We start from the raw sequence: 18379 nt of genomic DNA on the forward strand, positions 1-18379 counted from the left end.
TACCCATGTACTGCTGAGTGAAATATATGCAGCAAAGATCAACAGGCCCTAGCTACAGTAAAATTGTTTTTAGGAGACTTAGTTTTAATTCGTGTACTTTTTCCACGCAACATATGACGTAGTTCACTACGGGTGTTACTGGAATTTGCGGTTGTCAGCGCTTTGTTTGGAGACGTAAAAACCATGCCGCCGTTTTCGTCCACATAAAAAAAGTCAGGATGGGAAAAATCTTGGATGTCTTTTACTGACACACTATCTGGCTTCCCATCATTATTCTCATCAGTCGGTAGCGTAATATTCCACTCACTTAAATCAAATTTATCAGCGGGAACGTCATCTGCGATAGCACCAACACTAAATATTGAAAGTATGAGCAACATAGCCGCATTACTGCACTTTCCTCGTTGAATGATAACTTTCATAAAAAACCTTTTAAATTATATGTTAAGCGTACTTCTTATGCGGTACTTGCTTGATACGAATCTCTTCCATAACAACAAACGGCTTTACCAATAAACCATCAAGGATGCATTTAAAAGCAGAGATAAAATACCAAAAAACATTACCAACGAAGAATTAATGTAATACCAATTTAACATTCAAACAATTTAATTACAAAATACTTTCATTTCATTCATTAGGTTGTGGAGAACAATTGCCTAGTATGGGCTAGTGAAACGTAAAGGAAGGTTTAAAAGCTAAAAAAGTGTGGGTGTCCATTAGTGGTGAGAATATTGATGAGACTCATGGGTGAAACTCTTTTTGAACCTTGCATTTGTGACTGTCTGCTAAATAGAGGGTCTGCTAGATAGACGCTTGTTCATATTTAATAGGCTAAAGAAGTAGGTTCGTCTAGCCTTCAAATACGTGGGTGTCTATAAATTGCTATACAGAACTATGGGTGTCCAAATTCAAAGAACAGGTACAATTATTAAAGAATTATTGAAACCAGCGAGTTTCCTGAGGCTCGCAAGCCAGCCTACAAACTACTTATTGATTTTTGTGAGGATATTGGAACGCTTAAATCCAGTGCTCAAATAACTGAACACTATCTAGCTGAAGAATTATTGGGAAAGCAAATTGTGGTTATAGTTAACTTTCCGCCCAAACAAATAGGCCCATTTATGTCAGAATGCTTGGTGACAGGTTTCTATCGTGAAGATGGTGTGGTGTTAGTCAGCCCCGACAAACCTGTGCCTAATGGCGCAAAACTGGGCTGACTATTTAACCCGTGGCTACATCGCTCTGCGTCCTTTCTCAAAACGAGCAATCAAGACGAGCTATCAACACTAGCCTCATAAAGCAGGCTTAAGCATCCGCCTTAGCCAAATGCGCAACTTCATTGCGCCATGCTTTTTCATAGGCCGAGCGAGACAACACCCGTTCAGCATATGACTTTACATTGCCGAACTTTAGGTCTAGCTCACTGCCTTTTGCCCATGACAACACTTGGGCTGTCACGATGTCGGCCATTGTGAACAAACTGCCGCACACATACTCTTTGTCATTAAGAAGTAGCGAGAACGCTGTTAACGCTCGATCAAATTCCCACGCTGCTGTGTTTTGCATCTGGGGAATACGATGCTGCTCAGGTAAAGCAAAGGTATGCTTTGCTTTACTCCATAAGGGCTGCTCTAGTTCGCTAACGGCAAATATCATCATTTGCTCATACAACCCACGTTCAAATGTACCTGATGCAGGAATAAACTCTTCCATTGCATGCTTTTCTGCTAAGAAGGTCACTATGGCACCTGACTCAGAAAGGGCACCTTGTTCAGTGACTAATACAGGAATTTTAGTGGCCGGATTAAGTGTTTTAAATGCTGAGTTTAAGTGTTCACCGGCTTTTAAATTCACCACCTTGTACTCGTAAGGTAAGCCAATTTCTTCTAAAGCCCATGCCACCCTTACCGACCGCGTTTTCGGGTATCCATAAAGTGTATACATTGCGTGCTCCGCGTTTAAAATACTTCAATTTAACAGCATAAAGCCATATTGAAGCCAAAACGCGGTGCAAACAGCTTATGCGTCTTGGCGTCGTAAAAAGACTAATTCAGTGGCTGTACTTTGTGACTCGCTATAAACATAACCTTCACTGTCGAAAGCTTGTAACCCTTCAACATCACTTACTTCGTTTTCAATAATATATCTTGCCATTAATCCACGAGCTTTTTTGGCAAAAAAGCTGATAATTTTATATTGATCGTTTTTATAGTCTTTAAAGACAGGTGTAATCACCATACCTTCAAGTTCTTTTTTCTTAACGGCCTTAAAGTATTCATTAGAAGCAAGGTTCACCAAAACGTTATCACCCTGCGCATGCATGGCGTCGTTTAAAACCTGAGTAATACGACTCCCCCAAAACGCATACAAGTCTTTACCTTCCGGGTTAGCAAGCTTGGTACCCATTTCTAAACGGTATGCTTGCATTAAATCTAATGGGCGTAACAAACCGTAAAGGCCTGACAAAATTCGCAAGTGGTCTTGGGCATAGCTAACGGCTTTATTGCTTAGTGTATTAGCGTCTAGCCCTGTGTATACATCACCATTGAATGCGTACATGGCTTGTCGCGCATTATCAGCAGTGAAAGGGGTAGAGAATTCAGCAAATCGATTAGCATTAAGTGTGGCTAACTTGTCACTAATTTTCATTAACGAAGAAAGGTCGGCTGGCGAAAGGGTACGGCACACTTCCATCAAACGCTCTGTGTCTTGAAGCATGGTAGGCTGCGTGAAATCATCCACCTCAATGGGGGTTTCAAAATCTAGGTTTTTCGCTGGGGATACTACAACTAACATCTTCGACTCCTTATCTTTTTCAGGCTTTATTATACCACTGTGAAAAAGTTGAGGTTGAATTTAGCATTAAAAACCCATAAATCAACGTAACAGAGAAATCCGATTAGCCAGTATTTCCCGTGTCTGCGCTATAAATTGTCACACGGGTTTGGTATAACTATACCCAAATACGCAAACGTTTGAACCTATCAAACAATTACGCCCTACATACGCAAAAGCGAACCGCTTTACACGACTTGCCTTTCCGGCAATTCGTCCGAGTTTTTTAATTTAAGATTAGAGAGAATTATGAGCAACCAGCTAGCTTCGTTACGTGAGATCACCACGGTCGTTGCCGACACCGGCGATATCGACGCAATTAAAAAATACCAGCCAGTAGACGCAACAACAAACCCATCTTTGTTGTTAAAAGCCGCCAGCTTGCCTCAGTATGCCAGCCTAATCGACGACTCAGTAGCGTGGGCTAAACTACAATCATCTGATAGCGATCAACAGCTTATCGATGCATCCGACAAACTTGCTGTGGCTATTGGTAAAGAGATTTCAGACTCTATCCCAGGTCGTATTTCTACGGAAGTAGATGCCCGTTTGTCTTTCGACAAAAATGCCACCGTAGAAAAAGCCGAGCGTCTTGTTCAACTTTATCAAGATGCTGGTATCGATAAATCACGTATTCTAATTAAAATGGCATCAACGTGGGAAGGCATTCAGGCTGCCGAAATACTTGAGAAAAAAGGTATTCAGTGCAACCTAACCTTATTATTTAGCTTTGCCCAAGCGCGCGCTTGTGCTGAAGCTGGCGCATATCTTATTTCACCGTTTGTAGGCCGTATTCTAGATTGGTACAAAAAATCGACTGGTAAAACTGAATATGCTGCTGATGAAGATCCAGGTGTGGTGTCGGTTACCAGTATTTACAACTACTACAAAGAACACGGTTACAACACGGTAGTCATGGGCGCAAGCTTCCGCAACATTGGTGAAATCCAATCATTAGCGGGCTGCGATCGCCTAACTATAAGCCCTGCTTTATTAGAAGAGCTTGCCAATGAACCGGGCGAACTTACTGTTAAGCTTAAAGATAATGGCGCGACTAAAACCCCTGGCGATCGTTTGACCGAGTCTGAATTCCGCTGGGAAATGAACCAAGATGCCATGGCAACTGAAAAGCTTTCTGAAGGTATCCGCAACTTCGCAGCAGACCAAGACAAGCTCGAAGTGATGCTTCGTGAAAAGTTAAGTGCATAAACCACAGGGAATTAGTAAATGAGTACACTAACATCATTGCCACAATGGCAAGCACTTAATCAAATTGCAGCTTCAATGAAAGATGCACACATGCGTGATTGGTTTAAGGCTGATCCTAAGCGTGCTGAAAAAATGCAGTTAGAAGCGTGCGGCATTTTTCTTGATTACTCTAAGAACCGCGTAAACGAACACGCGTTAGGTGCACTTTTCGATTTAGCCCGTGCATGTAAGTTAGATGACGCCCGCGACGCCATGTTTAACGGTGAGCAAATCAACAGCACTGAAGGTCGTGCGGTTCTTCATACCGCGTTACGTAACTTCTCTGATTCACCTGTAATGGTTGATGGCGAAGACGTCATGCCCGAAGTACGTGCCACCCTTGATAAAATTCGCGACTTCACTGCATTAGTTCACAGTGGCGAACATAAAGGCTACACAGGCAAATCTGTGAAGCATATTGTTGCGATTGGTATTGGCGGTTCTTTCCTTGGCCCTAAAATTATGACCGAAGCCCTAAAACCTCATACGGTTGAGACGGTTAAGGTTCATTTTGTGGCTAACGTTGACGGCTGCCATATTCATGATGTGTTAACTAAACTCGATCATGAAGAAACCCTTGTCGTGATGTCTTCTAAGTCATTCACTACGCAAGAAACATTGCAAAACACACTTTCTGCCAAGGCTTGGTTTTTAAAATCTGGCGGCACGCAAGAAGATATCGCGAAGCACTTTGTTGCCGTGTCTTCAAATGTAAAAGCGGCCACTGAGTTCGGAATAGCAGAAGATAATATTTTCCCTATGTGGGATTGGGTTGGTGGCCGTTATTCTTTGTGGTCAGCAATTGGGTTACCTATTTCTTTAGCGTTAGGTTTTGAAAACTTTAAAGGTTTACTTGAAGGCGCGTTCGACATGGACACGCACTTTAAAACAGCCCCGTTAGAACAAAACCTACCTGTATTACTTGGACTATTAGGCGTGTGGTATCGTAATTTCTTCGATGCACAGTCTCAAGTACTTCTTCCTTATTACCACTACCTTCGCGGCTTACCTGCTTATGTACAGCAGCTTGATATGGAAAGTAATGGTAAACAAGTCACTCAAGGCGGCGAAGCCGTAGATTACGCCACAGGGCCTATTATTTGGGGTAGTGAAGGTACTAACGGCCAGCACAGCTTCCATCAGCTTATTCACCAAGGCTCTGGGGTTATTCCAGCTGACTTTATGTTGCCGTTGAATGTACCTAACCAAGATGACACACATCATTCGATGTTAGCATCTAACTGCTTTGGCCAAGCGCAAGCGCTTATGCAAGGCAAAACCTTTGATGAGTGTTATGCCGACCTAGAAGGCAAAGGCTTAGACGAAGCGGAACGTACTCGTTTGGCGGCCCACAAGACGATGCCGGGTAACAAGCCTAGTAACACCTTAATGTTTGATAGCCTTACGCCTAAGACACTTGGCGCACTAGTTGCAATGTATGAGCATAAGGTATTCGTTCAGGGTGTTATCTGGAACCTTAACTCATTCGACCAATGGGGCGTAGAGTTAGGAAAAGTACTGGGCAACCAAGTACTAGCAGGCATTCAGGGAAATGCAGAAGAAGAAAGTTTTGACGCATCTACCCAACAATTGATTGCCCGTTTCAGAGCAGCGAATGCACCAAAATAAGGAAGTCCGAGTGATGTAATCACTCAAATTTGGTGCAAATAATAACTGAACGGCCGGCTTACCCCCGGCCGTTTTTATTGGCAGAAAATAAGAACGTACAAGCTAACTTGCTGCTAAGTATGTAACCTGCTAACTGTTTTGCTAAACACACTGACGATATCTACCTGTGTCATCATACTGTCACAATTTGTTAATAAAAAGTAAATTTACTTGTTTTATTTTAATTGTGGCTGTGATACAAAATTATACAGAGGGAATAAATACCAAACTCTGTATTGTTGTAGTGGTAATAAAAAGGAGAATCCCAGTGGACAAATCAGACTTATTTGCCATGTTAGATATTGAAGCAAGCCCAGCGAAAACAAAAAGTAAAAAACGCAAGTGGAGAGAGATTGAAGCGCTTCAAGATCGCTTCAAACTGGAAAAGGAGCTCTCTGAACTCGATTGTGGTTTCGAATACGAGTTAGAAACACTGGAAAGATAATATAAAGGCCGCCTGTTAATAACAGGCGGCCTTTTTACTTTCTGGCTTCTTACTTTCAAAGCGGCATTCAAAGTTGCGAAAGAACGACGCCTAACGTTTGCCTTTTGTTAACCGCGATCCTTTCAATAGGCTACAACTGCCAGAAACTATACCTGCCAAAGAATGGGTGAAAGTCCTTTGCTTGCTAGGTAGGCATTGGTGTCGCTAAAGTGGTGACAGCCAAAGAAGCCTCGGTAGGCTGATAACGGTGACGGATGTGGCGCATGTAGCACACAGTGCTTAGTGCGTTTGATATGCTTGCCTTTCTTTTGTGCATGACTGCCCCACAATAAAAACACCACGTTTTCTGCGTGCGTGTTAATTGCCTCTATTAGCGCATCAGTATAAGTTTCCCATCCCCACTTGGCATGACTATTCGCCTTGCCCTGCTCTACCGTTAACACGGTATTAAGCAGCAGTACACCTTGTTCGGCCCAAGAGGTAAGCGTGCCGTGGTTCGGAATGGAAAAGTCGGTAATATCATTGGCTAATTCTTTATAAATATTAACCAGCGAGGGAGGTGTTTTAATGTTTGGCAATACCGAGAAGCATAAGCCATGAGCTTGATGTGGGCCGTGATAAGGATCTTGCCCCAATATCACCACCTTTACTTTTTCTAGCGGTGTCATCGTCAGGGCGTTAAATACATCTTCTGAAGGCGGGTAAATGACTTTACCCGCTTCACGTTCAGATTCTACTTTTTGCATTAGGGCTTTGAAGTAAGGCTTATCTTCTTCACTGCCCAATGCTTGTGCCCATGTGGTCACGCTTTTAGTAAATCCAACATGTGCTGTTTAAGCGCATCGTAAGATGCAGGCAAATCAACAGCAAGGCTGTCTTCACCGGCTACATCAGCTAACGGCTTAGGCAAGCTAATAGGCGTGCCCAGCACGTTTTCTACCGTTTCGCGGAATTTCGCAGGATGCGCAGTACCTAAGAATAGGCCAATTTCGCCGTCTTCTAAATCGTGGCTAACTGCACGGTAAGCAATAGCGGCGTGAGGCTCACTGGTATAGCCTAATTGCGCTAATTGGCGCATAGCTAGCTGAGTGTACTCTTCATCTACCATTTCGCCTTTTAAGCAGCCTTTATCAACATAGCCCTGCTCGATTAAGGCTTCAATGCGCGGCCAGTTGTTAGGTTGGCTAACATCCATCGCGTTCGACATAGTAGCGACAGTCTTCTTCGGCGCCCACTCGCCAGTTTTTAAATAGCGTGGCACAGTATCATTAGCGTTAGTGGCAGCGATAAAGCGTTTAATTGGCAAGCCCATTGATTTTGCAATCATACCGGCGGTTAAGTTACCAAAGTTTCCACTTGGTACAGAGATAACTAGTTGATCACGCTTATCTTTAGGTAATTGGCTTACCGCTTCAAAGTAATAACATACTTGGGCTAGCAAGCGACTGATATTAATCGAGTTAGCCGAGTTAAGGTGTAAACCTTCACGGATGTCTGGGTCGTCGAATGATGCTTTTACTAAGGACTGACATTCATCAAAATCAGATTCAACAGCTACTGTATGGATATTGCCACCAAGAGTGGTGAACAGCTTTTCTTGCAGGGCGCTAATTTTGCCTTTAGGGAAAAGAATGACCACATTGATATTTTCAATACCGTGAAACGCATGCGCTACCGCAGCACCTGTATCACCAGAAGTGGCGGTAAGAATAGTGACTGGTTTACCTTCACTAATTCTTGATAAGGTTTGCGCCATGAAGCGACCACCAAAATCTTTAAACGCCAATGTCGGTCCGTGGAAAAGCTCCAAGGTATAAATATTGTCGCTTACCTGCTCTACCGGCGCGCCAAAAGCAAATGCGGTATTCACAATATCTTCTAGTTCGCCATTGTTAAGCTCATCACCAATAATGGCACGCAGTACTGCTATGCTGCGCTCCGCGAACGGCATTTCAAGCAGTTCGTCAATGTTGTCTAGTTTCGGGATATGAGTAGGGAAATACAAACCTTGTTGTTTACCCAACCCTCTTTTAACTGCTTCAGAGAATGAGGCAGTGTCCTGTGCGTCTTTTAAATTAACCAATTCCACGTTTTAATACCTTTTATCGTTGTGCCGTAACATCTAGCTGCTGTATCACTTCATTAAGCGATAGGGCCAACCGTGGTTCCCTGCTCAGGGATTTGGCACACATGGCTAAAGCCATCTTCATTTTGAATATAGTGTTCGTCTAAATAGGCAACGATACGCTGCGCTTTTTCTTTACTGTCACATACGGCGAATACGGTTGGGCCGGAACCCGAAATACCAAAGGCTAACGCGCCTTCTTGTTCGCTGAAGGCTCTTGCTTCATCGAAACCCGGCAGTAACTGTTTACGATACGGTTCTGCAATTACATCTTTCATTACCGAGGCAGCAAGATCATTTTCACCTGCATGCAAGGCGTGTACAAACACCCCTAACTGGCGACCAAAAGTGAGCGCCGTGGCCATATCAACCTGCTTGGGTAATATGTCACGGGCGGCCGCCGTAGATACGCTAATGCCAGAATAACAAATAGCATAATACCAGTCTTTCACTAAAGGCAGCGATAAGGTTACAGGAGATGTTGCCCCAGTCATCAATGTCATGCCGCCAACATAACATGGCGCCACGTTGTCGTAGTGAATGCTACCGCTGATTTGCCCTTCTAGTTCACCCATCATGGTCAATAAAGTGTCTTCATCGAAGGGATAATCATAAAAAGCGTTTAATGCGACAAAAGCGGCAACAATAGAACTTGCGCTCGACCCCAAACCGCTGCCTATTGGCAAGTTTTTCGATAAAATCATCGCCACTGGTGAAGTCGCTTTCCCGACTTTCTCCATTTGCGCACAAAAGTAGTGATAGCATTGAGTCACAATATTGCTGTCTGCGTCGCTAGGCAATTTGTGTGCGAAAGGGCCAACCGTGGTTAACGAAAAGGTATCTGCACTTTCAATATCGACTTCGTCGCCCAAGCGCGAACCATCGACAGGGGCAAGTGCGGCGCCTAATACATCAAACCCTAAACTTACATTGCCAATAGATGCTGGCGCATATGCTCGTAATGCTTTCATAATACTTTTCTTTAATTACTCTTTAAACTTCAGTGGCTCTTTAACGTTAAAAAAGCCAATTAGTGTGCCATTTGCTTCCAAGGCATAGTACGTAATATATCAGCAAATACCCCCGCAGCCGTTACTGTACCACCTGCCCCATAGCCTCGAATAACATAAGGAATAGGCTGGTAATAATCACTGTTAATGGCCAACGCGTTCTCGCCGTCTTTCACTTGCGATAATGGGTTAGACGCAGGCACTGCTTGAATCGTTACCTTACACTTGTCGCCTTCAATGCTACCTATATAACGAAGTACTTTTCCTTCGGCTTTTGCAGCATCTACACGCTTAGCAAATTCAGCATCAAGTTCAGGCAACTGTGTCATGAATTCTTCAATGGAACAGTCTTCAGCAAAACCAGCAGGTAATACCGATTCTATTTCAATATCAGAAAGCTCAAGCTTTAAGTCTGCTTCACGGGCCATAATAAGAAGCTTACGGGCAACGTCCATTCCGCTTAAGTCATCACGAGGATCTGGCTCGGTATAGCCATTATCTTTCGCTGTACTTGTCGCTTGAGATAGCGACATTCCTTCTTCCAACTTGCCAAATACGTAAGACAAACTGCCTGATAATATGCCTTCAAAACGGTGTAATACATCACCTGCACTGAATAGTTTTTGAAGGTTGTCGATTACCGGTAATCCTGCGCCTACCGTAGTTTCGTATAGATACTGACGATTCGTAGATAATGCTGTTTTCTTCAACTTACGGTAGTAGTCTAGTGAACTGGTATTGGCTTTCTTATTCGGTGTCACTACGTGAAAGCCATTTTCCATCATGTCTACATATTGCTGAGCAATAGCATCGTGGCTAGTGCAATCCACAATGACCGGGTTTACCAAGCTGTTCTCGTCCACAAACTGTTGTAAACGTTCAACGGAAAGCCCTTCACTGGCCGCATCTAATGCTGGCTTCCAGTCTTGGCTTAAATCTATGCCTTGACTGTTAAGTAACAACTTACGGCTATTCGCAATACCGTATACCCGCAGCTGTACATTACGATTAAGTAAAGCTGGCTGTTGTTTTGCTATTTGGCTTAAAAGCTCAGTACCCACGTTACCGCACCCTACCAAAAACACATCAATGGTATGGCGGTCTGAGAAAAAATTCTGGTGAATAACCTTAACCGCTTTTTTCGCCCGCTTGTTTTCGATAACTGTTGAAATAGAACGCTCTGATGAGCCTTGTGCTATCGCCACGTTATTAACGCGGGCTTGCGCCAACGAGTTAAAGAAGCGTGCCGCCAAGCCTTTCGCATGACGCATACCGTCACCCACTAAGGTAACAATCGCTAAGTCATGGCGCACTTCGATAGGGTCTAACAATTGGTTTTGCAACTCTAGCGCAAAGGCATCTTCTAACAAGCTTAACGCGCGATCAGCATCTTTACTTTGAATACAGAAGCTTATTGAGTATTCAGAAGAAGACTGAGTGATTAGGCTTATTGAAATATTCGCATTCGACATCACCTCAAAAACACGGCTTGCCATGCCAACCATGCCTTTAAGACCAGGGCCTGCCACGTTGAACATAGTGACATTATCAAGTTGAGAGATACCTTTAACCGAGGTCCACTTTTCGCTGGCTTCATTACTAATTAACGTACCAGGCGCCGCTGGGTTCAGCGTATTACGAATCAAACATGGAATATGATGCTGGGCAATGGGGCCGATAGTTTTCGGGTGAAGTACTTTTGCACCAAAGTACGAAAGCTCCATGGCTTCTTGATAAGTAAGCTTATCAAGCAATACCGCCCCTTCAACTTGATTCGGATCGGCATTGTAAACACCGTCTACGTCAGTCCAAATTTCACAACAACTCGCATCAATACAAGCTGCTAAGATAGCCGCTGAGTAGTCAGAACCATTGCGACCAAGCGTAACTTTTTCACCGGCTTCGTTAGCCGCAACAAACCCAGGCATGACCAGTAACTCACTACCATCGATAGGCACATCGGTAAAGCGCGCTTTACTTAACGAAACATCAGCAATGCTGTCTAGGTACTCACCTTCTGCAAGAATGTAAGTCACCGGGTCGATAATACGATTTTTCACGCCTTTAGCGCTTAAGATACCGCTAAATAACGTTACCGAGATGTACTCGCCAATACTTAAAATACCTGCGGCAATATTGTCAGGTGCAACACCTAATAGTTTAATACCATCGAGGTGTTGATTAAGTACACGCAGTTGCGCAAGAATGAAGTCGGTAACATCCGCGTGTGCGAAGCCGCTGAGCTCTTCGTTTAGTGCATCAGCAATACCGGTCACGGTAGACGTTAATTTTTCAAATAGAGGGTGGAAATCTTCGCCAGCGGCTGCCTGCTCACATAAAAGTGACAATGCATTCGTTACCCCTTTAGGGGCAGAAAGTACCACTGCAGCGCCATCGGTTTGGTGGGTGGCCGTGCTAATGTCGTTCACGCGCAAGTAGCGCGGTGCGTCGGCAAGTGATGAGCCCCCAAACTTTAAGACTTTCATGTGCTGCTCCTATATCGGTTACGCCAGGTTACTGCTTTAAATCGGTTACGATGACGTGAGTAAAAAAAAGCCCGCTCTCTGTGAGGGCGGGCTTTCGTTGTCTTATGCTTACTTGCACTAGCCAGCGACCGCCCGTTTTAAGGTGGTAATCATAATGCTGGTGGTGCCAATAAGAAGAATCGTTTTCATAGGGTCAATTTGCCGTATAGACGTCTATCTGTCAACCGCAGTTTTCACCATACTGTATTGCAAAAAGTGAAACACAAAGTATTTCACGTTTCGATTTAAGCGATAATCAATCAAGCAATGCTAGATTCGGGTAGTAAGAACTATTCATCATCAACTAATTTCGCAGATAAAAAATCAACTAACAAGCGTATTTTTGGCACTAAATGCCTGTTCGATGGAAACAATGCCCATACCGCTTCTCGCTTGTCTCGATATGATGATAGTACTTCTATTAACTTGCCTGCCGCTAACGACTCACGTACATAAAATCCTGGCAGCTGTACTAAACCCAGTCCGGCCAATGCAGCATGATGTAAGGCATTACCACTATTATACTTCACTCTTCCCTTCACACGCACGGTTTGCACTTGCCCTTCATGATTAAACCGCCAAAGGGGCTGAGATCCTACTAAGCACTGGTGTTCGCTGAGCATGTCGGTACGCTTCGGTGCAGGGAAGGCATTTAAATATTCAGGGCTGGCGCATACATATAGCTGTCGAGTAGCCAGCTTTTTGGCCACCAACGTAGAATCTTCTAAATTACCTATGCGTATGGCAAGGTCATAACCTTCATCAATAATATCCATGGTGTCGTTAGTAAAACGACACTCTACTTCTATACCTTCGTATTTTTTTAAAAACTGATTAATAAGCGGGGCGATAAAAGCTTCGCCAAAAGCGACCGGAACCGTGAGTTTAATCAGCCCTTGGGGTACTTTTTGAAGTTGGCTAATATTGAGCTCAGCCTCTTCTAACGCTTTTAGTGCTGGTTGGCATTGTTCAAAATAAATATGTCCTGCTTGAGTGAGTGACACACTTCGGGTGGTACGGTTGAATAACTTCACTCCCAAACGCTTTTCCACATTGGCGACTTTTCTACTTATTTGCGCGCCCGACGTATTTAATTTAGCAGCAGCCGCAGTAAAGCTGCCTGTACTCGCTACTGCACAAAATTCTACAATACCTTCCCATGTCATCGTTTATACCTTTACAGATTCTCGTTTTTTAGCATGGCGCTATGGGGATAAACACTCACTAGAAGACGCCAGTTAACTTACAATTAAACACCAACACATTATTACACTCAAGTAATAATGAATTACCAAATCTGTATTTATAAAGTCACGCCTCAGGTCTATAATCTATTTCATAACGTAAGAAATTAAAGGTAACGACATCGTGTTGTTTACTTACACTTATTTAGGAGCATGCCATGACATTAGCATTGAAAGATGGTCAGACACATATTAAGTCCAAAGCAGCCGTTGCATGGGCCGCTGGTGAACCGTTAAAGATGGAAGAGATTGATGTTGAATTTCCAAAAAAAGGCGAAGTACTAGTACGTATTGTTGCCAGCGGCGTGTGTCATACCGATGCATTTACGCTTTCAGGTGATGATCCAGAAGGTGTGTTTCCTTCAGTACTTGGCCACGAAGGTGGCGGTATTGTAGAAATGGTAGGTGAAGGGGTGACGTCTGTTGAAGTAGGCGACCATGTTATTCCTTTATACACAGCGGAATGCGGTGAATGTAAATTCTGTACGTCTGGCAAAACAAACTTATGCCAAGCGGTTCGTGAAACTCAAGGAAAAGGCTTAATGCCTGATGGCACCAGCCGCTTTTCGAAAGATGGTGAGCCAATTTACCATTACATGGGTTGCTCTACTTTTTCTGAATACACCGTATTGCCAGAAATTTCACTGGCTAAAGTGAACAAATCAGCGCCGCTTGAAGAAGTCTGCTTGTTAGGCTGTGGCGTTACCACGGGTATGGGCGCTGTGCTTAATACTGCTAAGGTAAAAGAAGGCGATACCGTTGCTATATTTGGCTTAGGCGGCATTGGGCTTTCAGCTATTATTGGTGCACGTATGGCGGGCGCTAGTCGTATTATTGGTATTGATATTAACGAAAGTAAATTCGACCTTGCTACGCAACTTGGTGCTACAGACCTTGTTAACCCTAAAAATTTCGACAAACCTATTCAGGAAGTGATAGTTGAAATGACCGACGGCGGCGTAGATTACTCTTTTGAGTGTATCGGTAACGTGAATGTGATGCGTTCAGCACTCGAGTGCTGCCACAAAGGTTGGGGCGAATCAGTTATTATTGGTGTAGCGGGTGCTGGCCAGGAAATATCTACTCGTCCATTCCAGTTAGTAACTGGCAGAGTATGGCGTGGTTCTGCTTTTGGCGGTGTGAAAGGTCGCTCTGAACTACCGGGTATTGTTGAACGCTACCTAGAGGGTGAATTTGGCTTACAAGAATTCATTACACACACAATGGGGCTTGATGGCATCAATGATGCGTTCGATTTAATGCATAAAGGCGAAAGTATTCGTTCTGTTGTGCACATGGATAAATAGCGCTTAGCTTCTAACAAACTGTGTTTAAGTGTTAAAAGGCCCGCATTAGCTAATGCAGGCCTTTTTATGTTTATAACCACCCTAACTCTAGCGCTTTTAGCACGGCTCGTGTTCTATCTCTCACGCCCATTTTCGCCATAATGGCAGACACTTGATTCTTAACCGTACCGGTTGATTTAAACATAGCTTCAGATATTTCTTTATTACTGTAGCCAGCGGCCACTAAACGTAAGATCTCAATTTCCTTTGGGCTCAAGGTTTCTGGTTGTTCAAATGACTCGAAACTAACCTCTAACCCGTGCAACCCTTTTAGTACTTTTTCGGTAACACTGGGCTGAATAAGGGTTTCCCCATTAACGACGGATTTAATTGCGTCAATTAAGGTTTCAAGTGAGACATCTTTAAGCAAATACCCTTTCGCCCCCGACTGCATCGCTTGAGTAACCAGTTCATGATCGTCAAATGTGGTTAACATAATAACGGGGGTATCAATGTTATGTTTTCGCATTGCACGCAAAGCATCAATACCCGTCATCTCGGGCATTCGGATATCCATCAATACAATATCTGCACTATTAGCATTAAGTGCATCAATAACATAAGCACCGTCATCACACTCGGCCACGACTTCTACACTATCATCCAATGCCAACAAGGAGCGTATCCCTTGTCGCACTAACATTTGATCTTCAACTAATACAACACGAATACTCATACTGGCTCCGGCAACAACACATGCGTAAAAAACCCATGTTTATTAAAACTAAATTTCACCGAACCACCTGACTCTTCAATTCGCTCCGACATCCCCGTCAACCCATTACCTAACTGAATTGTTTTTGCCGTAGGCACTTGCTCATCTTGCAGCGTTAATGAATACCCTTTTTCGCTTTTATCTAAGGTGACTTGTAATTGCGCAGACTGCGTATGCTTAATGGTATTGGTTAAGCTTTCTTGTACGCAGCGAAGTAAGATATCTGCTGTCGTGACATCTTCAATGCTGACATTATCGGCAATAGATAATTGAAGGCTTGGACGCGGTAAGTCTTTAAATAATGCCCTTACCGCTTGCTGCCAATCTAATGGGGCGTTTTCGCGAATATCAGAAACCGCTTCTCGCACATCTGATAGAAGCAACTTTGCTAAGCTGTGACACTGGTCTACGTGGGTCTTTACTTCATCTTCCCCAGCACCTTTGGCTTTATGTGAAGCCACCTGCAAGTGGATGGTAAGCGCGGTTAAGTGGTGCCCTAATACATCGTGTATATTTCTGGCAATGCGCAGCCTTTCGTCTTGTCGACCGGCTTGGTGAATGAGTTGCTGGGCACTGGTTAACTGTCGATTTAGTGCTTCAGATTTCTCTCTGGCGGACTTTTCTTTAATAGCTACATTCGACATCATCATGGCAAATAAATTAAATGTCCAAAACAGTGCGGCCGTTAGCCATGCGTAGGGATCTTGCCAATAGAAGGTGTGAATCACCCCTAAAGGTAAAGCCGCTAATACTGAAACAGCCAAACATTTTCTCCACCCTAAGTAATAAGGTAGCAATGCCGACCATACCACTAAGTATATAGCGAGATAACTGTAAGGCAGTAAAAGCAAACTCCCTACTGCCAATAAGTACATTACAATTAATAGCGGAATACGCCAAGAAGGAAGCGACGTGTCCCGCCTAGTTACCACACTAAAGCACAGCGCTAGCCCAACTGCTGCGGCAACAATCAACCACGGTCTGTGGGATGAGACACCATATTGACTAAATGCGTAGTAAAGCGCAGAGCTACTCACAAACAGCCATGTTACTAAGGCGCTTGCTCGCTCTATATTCATAAAACTGAGTATTTTCATAAACCTATTATTAACTTAAGCTACGAAAAATACATAGGCCAAAAGTCACTTTTTATCTTGTGACCTTCGGCACTAATACTAAACAGAAGATATCGGCAAACTGGCTACATCAAATATTTAAGGTGTAAGTCATGCAAAACATTCACAGCGCTATCGTTCTATTTCACATTATTTGTGGTGCAATTTCACTGCTACTTTTTTGGGGGCCATGTTTTACCAAAAAAGGCGGAAAACAACATAAAAAGGTAGGTAATGTTTACCTAGCCACAATGACGCTGACATCAGTCAGTGGTGTAGTTAGCTCATCATTAGTACTGCTTGCTCCCCTTCTCATCTTTCCGACGATGCCGGCGCATTTTGAATCTGTGGAGTACTTTCTTGCTTACCTTCAAGGCCAGTATATTTTCTTGCTCATGCTAAGCCTGCTGGTTTGGAATAATGTCAGGCACGCTAAAAGAGTCTTAGAGGTAAAAGTTAACCGAGGCGAGCTTCGGAAGGTTAAATATTTATGGTTACCTACTGCACTATTTGTTGTAGCCAGTATCGCGTTGTATCAGGGCATAAAATACAACATTACGCTGACTCAAATTTTTGCGCCTATCGCACTATTTAACAGCGTTGGCATTGTGCGATATGCATTCAAAAAAGACATTGCTAAAGGAGCATGGGTGATTCAACACATCGGGCATATTATTGGCTCAGGCATTGGAGCCTACACAGCATTTTTCGCTTTCGGTGGCCGCAACCTATTTCAAAGCCTACCCTTGCTTCAGATAGGAAGTTGGGTATTGCCAAGTTTGATCGGTGTCCCTTTTACTATATGGCTAAGCAGAAAGTATTTGAATATGTTTAACCCAAATCTAAAAGCCGCAAAGTAACCACGCAATTGTATTTATTTGTTATTTAGCGCAGTCTACACTTTATAAATAAGTGCTACTTGGTAATCATAATTGCTATGAAATATAAAATTGTAACTCTCTTTTCTTTGTCTATTGTTCTATCTACAACAGTGGTCGCTATGGGCCAAACAGTGGCAGTTGATACAACCACTGTCTCTACTACCAATTCAGCGCAAAGTGCAGCGCAAAATACAGCAACAGTAGCTGCGCCCCAGGCAGAGGTAACCCTAGAATCACTCACCAATTACCAAGTTAATAACGAACACATGGTGAGCTCAGGTTTGCCTTCTGCTGCGCATTTTCAATTATTGAAAGACGAGGGGATAAGTAGGGTTATAGATCTCATTCCCGGCGAGCGAGGGCAAGAACAGCTAATGGTTGAAGCACTATCGCTTAACTATCACAACATTCAAGTTGAATGGGAACACCCCACCCTTGCCAATTTCAAAGAGTATACGGGCTATATGGCTCAAGCAAATTCAGCCGATGATAAGGTGCTTACTCATTGTAAATTGAATTGGCGAGGTGCCGTATTTACCTATTTGTACCGCATTACCGCATTAGGTGAATCAGAGCTATCGGCTAAACAAGACTTACTGGCAATTTGGCAACCGAATCAAACCTGGTTTCAATTTATTAATACCGTGATAGATGACTTTAACCAAACCCACAATGCTCAACTCGTTACCTCTGTAACGCCTCAGATAGAGCCTCTTGAACAATAATTTCTAATTACATCTTGGTAGCGACATCACCAAGAGCATAGTAAGACTTCATTTAAGTTTGACATATACGAAAATTCATATACGATACCAACATATATGATTTAGCGTATTTGAGATAAATGATGACTGCAGCAACTTCTACTTCATGCGTTTCGCTTTCACCCCTTTCATTGTTTAAGTGTTTAGCGGAAGAAACTCGGCTAAAAACACTGCTTATGCTTTGTGTTAAAGACGAACTTTGTGTGTGTGATTTAACCGACGCGCTCAATCTTAGCCAACCCAAAATATCCCGTCATCTGGCCGATTTACGTAAATGCGGGCTAGTGGCTGACGACCGACGTGGTAAATGGGTTTATTACCGCCTCAACCCAGCGCTTCCTGCCTGGGCCAAAGAAGTGATTCATTTATCTGCCACAAACAACGCTGACTATATTAGCGATGCCCTAAACAACCTTAAATGTGACGCTGGCTGTTAAACACCCTTCTTACTTTTT

Annotated in this window: 17 protein-coding genes and 1 pseudogene; 8 read left to right on the top strand and 10 right to left on the bottom strand. The window is 43.4% G+C overall.

Features of this window, described 5'->3' with window-relative positions; all coding sequences use genetic code 11:
- Positions 1 to 50 precede the first annotated feature (50 nt).
- Positions 51 to 380 (bottom strand): annotated as a pseudogene (locus C7Y69_RS18830) (polysaccharide lyase family 7 protein); the annotation flags it as partial.
- A gap of 561 nt (positions 381 to 941) precedes the next feature.
- Between C7Y69_RS18830 and C7Y69_RS18835 the strand changes: the two are divergent.
- Entirely contained in the window at positions 942 to 1220 is a 279-nt protein-coding gene (locus tag C7Y69_RS18835) for a tRNA-binding protein (protein WP_348272399.1), read from the top strand.
- Positions 1221 to 1308: 88 nt separating this feature from the next.
- On the opposite strand, the gene C7Y69_RS18840 is transcribed toward C7Y69_RS18835, so the two are convergent.
- Complete coding sequence (locus tag C7Y69_RS18840; protein ID WP_126873801.1) at positions 1309 to 1947, bottom strand: glutathione S-transferase family protein; 639 nt, start codon at positions 1945 to 1947, stop codon at positions 1309 to 1311.
- A 75-nt stretch (positions 1948 to 2022) separates the two neighbouring features.
- Positions 2023 to 2799: a peroxide stress protein YaaA gene (gene yaaA, locus C7Y69_RS18845; protein WP_126873802.1), complete on the bottom strand. Its 777-nt coding sequence runs from the start codon at positions 2797 to 2799 to the stop codon at positions 2023 to 2025.
- Positions 2800 to 3087: 288 nt separating this feature from the next.
- On the opposite strand from yaaA, the gene tal reads away from it, so the two are divergent.
- The 3 genes from tal (at position 3088) to C7Y69_RS18860 (ending at position 6199) form a co-directional block, all read left to right on the top strand.
- Entirely contained in the window at positions 3088 to 4047 is a 960-nt protein-coding gene (gene tal / locus C7Y69_RS18850) for a transaldolase (protein WP_013782892.1), read from the top strand.
- Between the two features lie 18 nt (positions 4048 to 4065).
- Positions 4066 to 5715: a glucose-6-phosphate isomerase gene (pgi, locus tag C7Y69_RS18855; RefSeq protein ID WP_126873803.1), complete on the top strand. Its 1650-nt coding sequence runs from the start codon at positions 4066 to 4068 to the stop codon at positions 5713 to 5715.
- Between the two features lie 307 nt (positions 5716 to 6022).
- Entirely contained in the window at positions 6023 to 6199 is a 177-nt protein-coding gene (locus C7Y69_RS18860) for a DUF3545 family protein (RefSeq protein WP_013782890.1), read from the top strand.
- 146 nt (positions 6200 to 6345) lie between these two features.
- Here C7Y69_RS18860 and ung read toward each other — a convergent pair whose 3' ends face one another.
- The 5 genes from ung to C7Y69_RS18885 all read right to left on the bottom strand — a co-directional run bounded on the left by ung (position 6346) and on the right by C7Y69_RS18885 (position 13025).
- Positions 6346 to 7005 carry a uracil-DNA glycosylase gene (gene ung / locus C7Y69_RS18865; RefSeq protein WP_013782889.1) on the bottom strand — a complete coding sequence of 220 codons (660 nt, stop codon included), beginning with the start codon at positions 7003 to 7005 and terminating at the stop codon, positions 6346 to 6348.
- Positions 7002 to 8288, bottom strand: a complete 1287-nt coding sequence (thrC, locus tag C7Y69_RS18870; RefSeq protein ID WP_126873804.1) for a threonine synthase — start codon at positions 8286 to 8288, stop codon at positions 7002 to 7004. The genes ung and thrC overlap by 4 nt, the downstream gene beginning before the upstream one ends.
- 53 nt (positions 8289 to 8341) lie before the next feature.
- A complete protein-coding gene (thrB, locus tag C7Y69_RS18875) occupies positions 8342 to 9295 on the bottom strand; it encodes a homoserine kinase (protein ID WP_126873805.1) in 954 nt (317 codons plus the stop codon).
- Between the two features lie 59 nt (positions 9296 to 9354).
- Positions 9355 to 11820 (bottom strand): bifunctional aspartate kinase/homoserine dehydrogenase I, encoded by a 2466-nt coding sequence (gene thrA, locus C7Y69_RS18880; RefSeq protein WP_126873806.1) that lies wholly within the window; start codon positions 11818 to 11820, stop codon positions 9355 to 9357.
- Positions 11821 to 12149: 329 nt separating this feature from the next.
- The gene (locus C7Y69_RS18885; protein WP_126873807.1) at positions 12150 to 13025 is read right to left on the bottom strand and encodes a LysR substrate-binding domain-containing protein; all 876 of its coding nucleotides are present in this window, start codon (positions 13023 to 13025) and stop codon (positions 12150 to 12152) included.
- A gap of 236 nt (positions 13026 to 13261) precedes the next feature.
- Between C7Y69_RS18885 and C7Y69_RS18890 the strand changes: the two genes are divergently transcribed.
- Entirely contained in the window at positions 13262 to 14410 is a 1149-nt protein-coding gene (locus tag C7Y69_RS18890; protein WP_126873808.1) for an S-(hydroxymethyl)glutathione dehydrogenase/class III alcohol dehydrogenase, read from the top strand.
- 70 nt (positions 14411 to 14480) lie between these two features.
- On the opposite strand, the gene C7Y69_RS18895 is transcribed toward C7Y69_RS18890, so the two are convergent.
- On the bottom strand, positions 14481 to 15125 hold the full coding sequence (locus C7Y69_RS18895) for a response regulator transcription factor (RefSeq protein WP_126873809.1): 645 nt from the start codon (positions 15123 to 15125) through the stop codon (positions 14481 to 14483).
- Entirely contained in the window at positions 15122 to 16261 is a 1140-nt protein-coding gene (locus tag C7Y69_RS18900) for a sensor histidine kinase (RefSeq protein ID WP_126873810.1), read from the bottom strand. The genes C7Y69_RS18895 and C7Y69_RS18900 overlap by 4 nt, the downstream gene beginning before the upstream one ends.
- A gap of 131 nt (positions 16262 to 16392) precedes the next feature.
- Between C7Y69_RS18900 and C7Y69_RS18905 the strand changes: the two genes are divergently transcribed.
- The 3 genes from C7Y69_RS18905 to C7Y69_RS18915 all read left to right on the top strand — a co-directional run bounded on the left by C7Y69_RS18905 (position 16393) and on the right by C7Y69_RS18915 (position 18361).
- Complete coding sequence (locus C7Y69_RS18905; protein WP_126873811.1) at positions 16393 to 17139, top strand: hypothetical protein; 747 nt, start codon at positions 16393 to 16395, stop codon at positions 17137 to 17139.
- A 77-nt stretch (positions 17140 to 17216) separates the two neighbouring features.
- Complete coding sequence (locus tag C7Y69_RS18910; protein ID WP_244360738.1) at positions 17217 to 17885, top strand: protein tyrosine phosphatase family protein; 669 nt, start codon at positions 17217 to 17219, stop codon at positions 17883 to 17885.
- A gap of 122 nt (positions 17886 to 18007) precedes the next feature.
- Complete coding sequence (locus C7Y69_RS18915; RefSeq protein ID WP_013782879.1) at positions 18008 to 18361, top strand: metalloregulator ArsR/SmtB family transcription factor; 354 nt, start codon at positions 18008 to 18010, stop codon at positions 18359 to 18361.
- Positions 18362 to 18379 lie beyond the last annotated feature (18 nt).

Source organism: Alteromonas sp. KS69, assembly GCF_003989595.1.
GTDB classification, from domain to species: Bacteria; Pseudomonadota; Gammaproteobacteria; order Enterobacterales; family Alteromonadaceae; genus Alteromonas; species Alteromonas naphthalenivorans.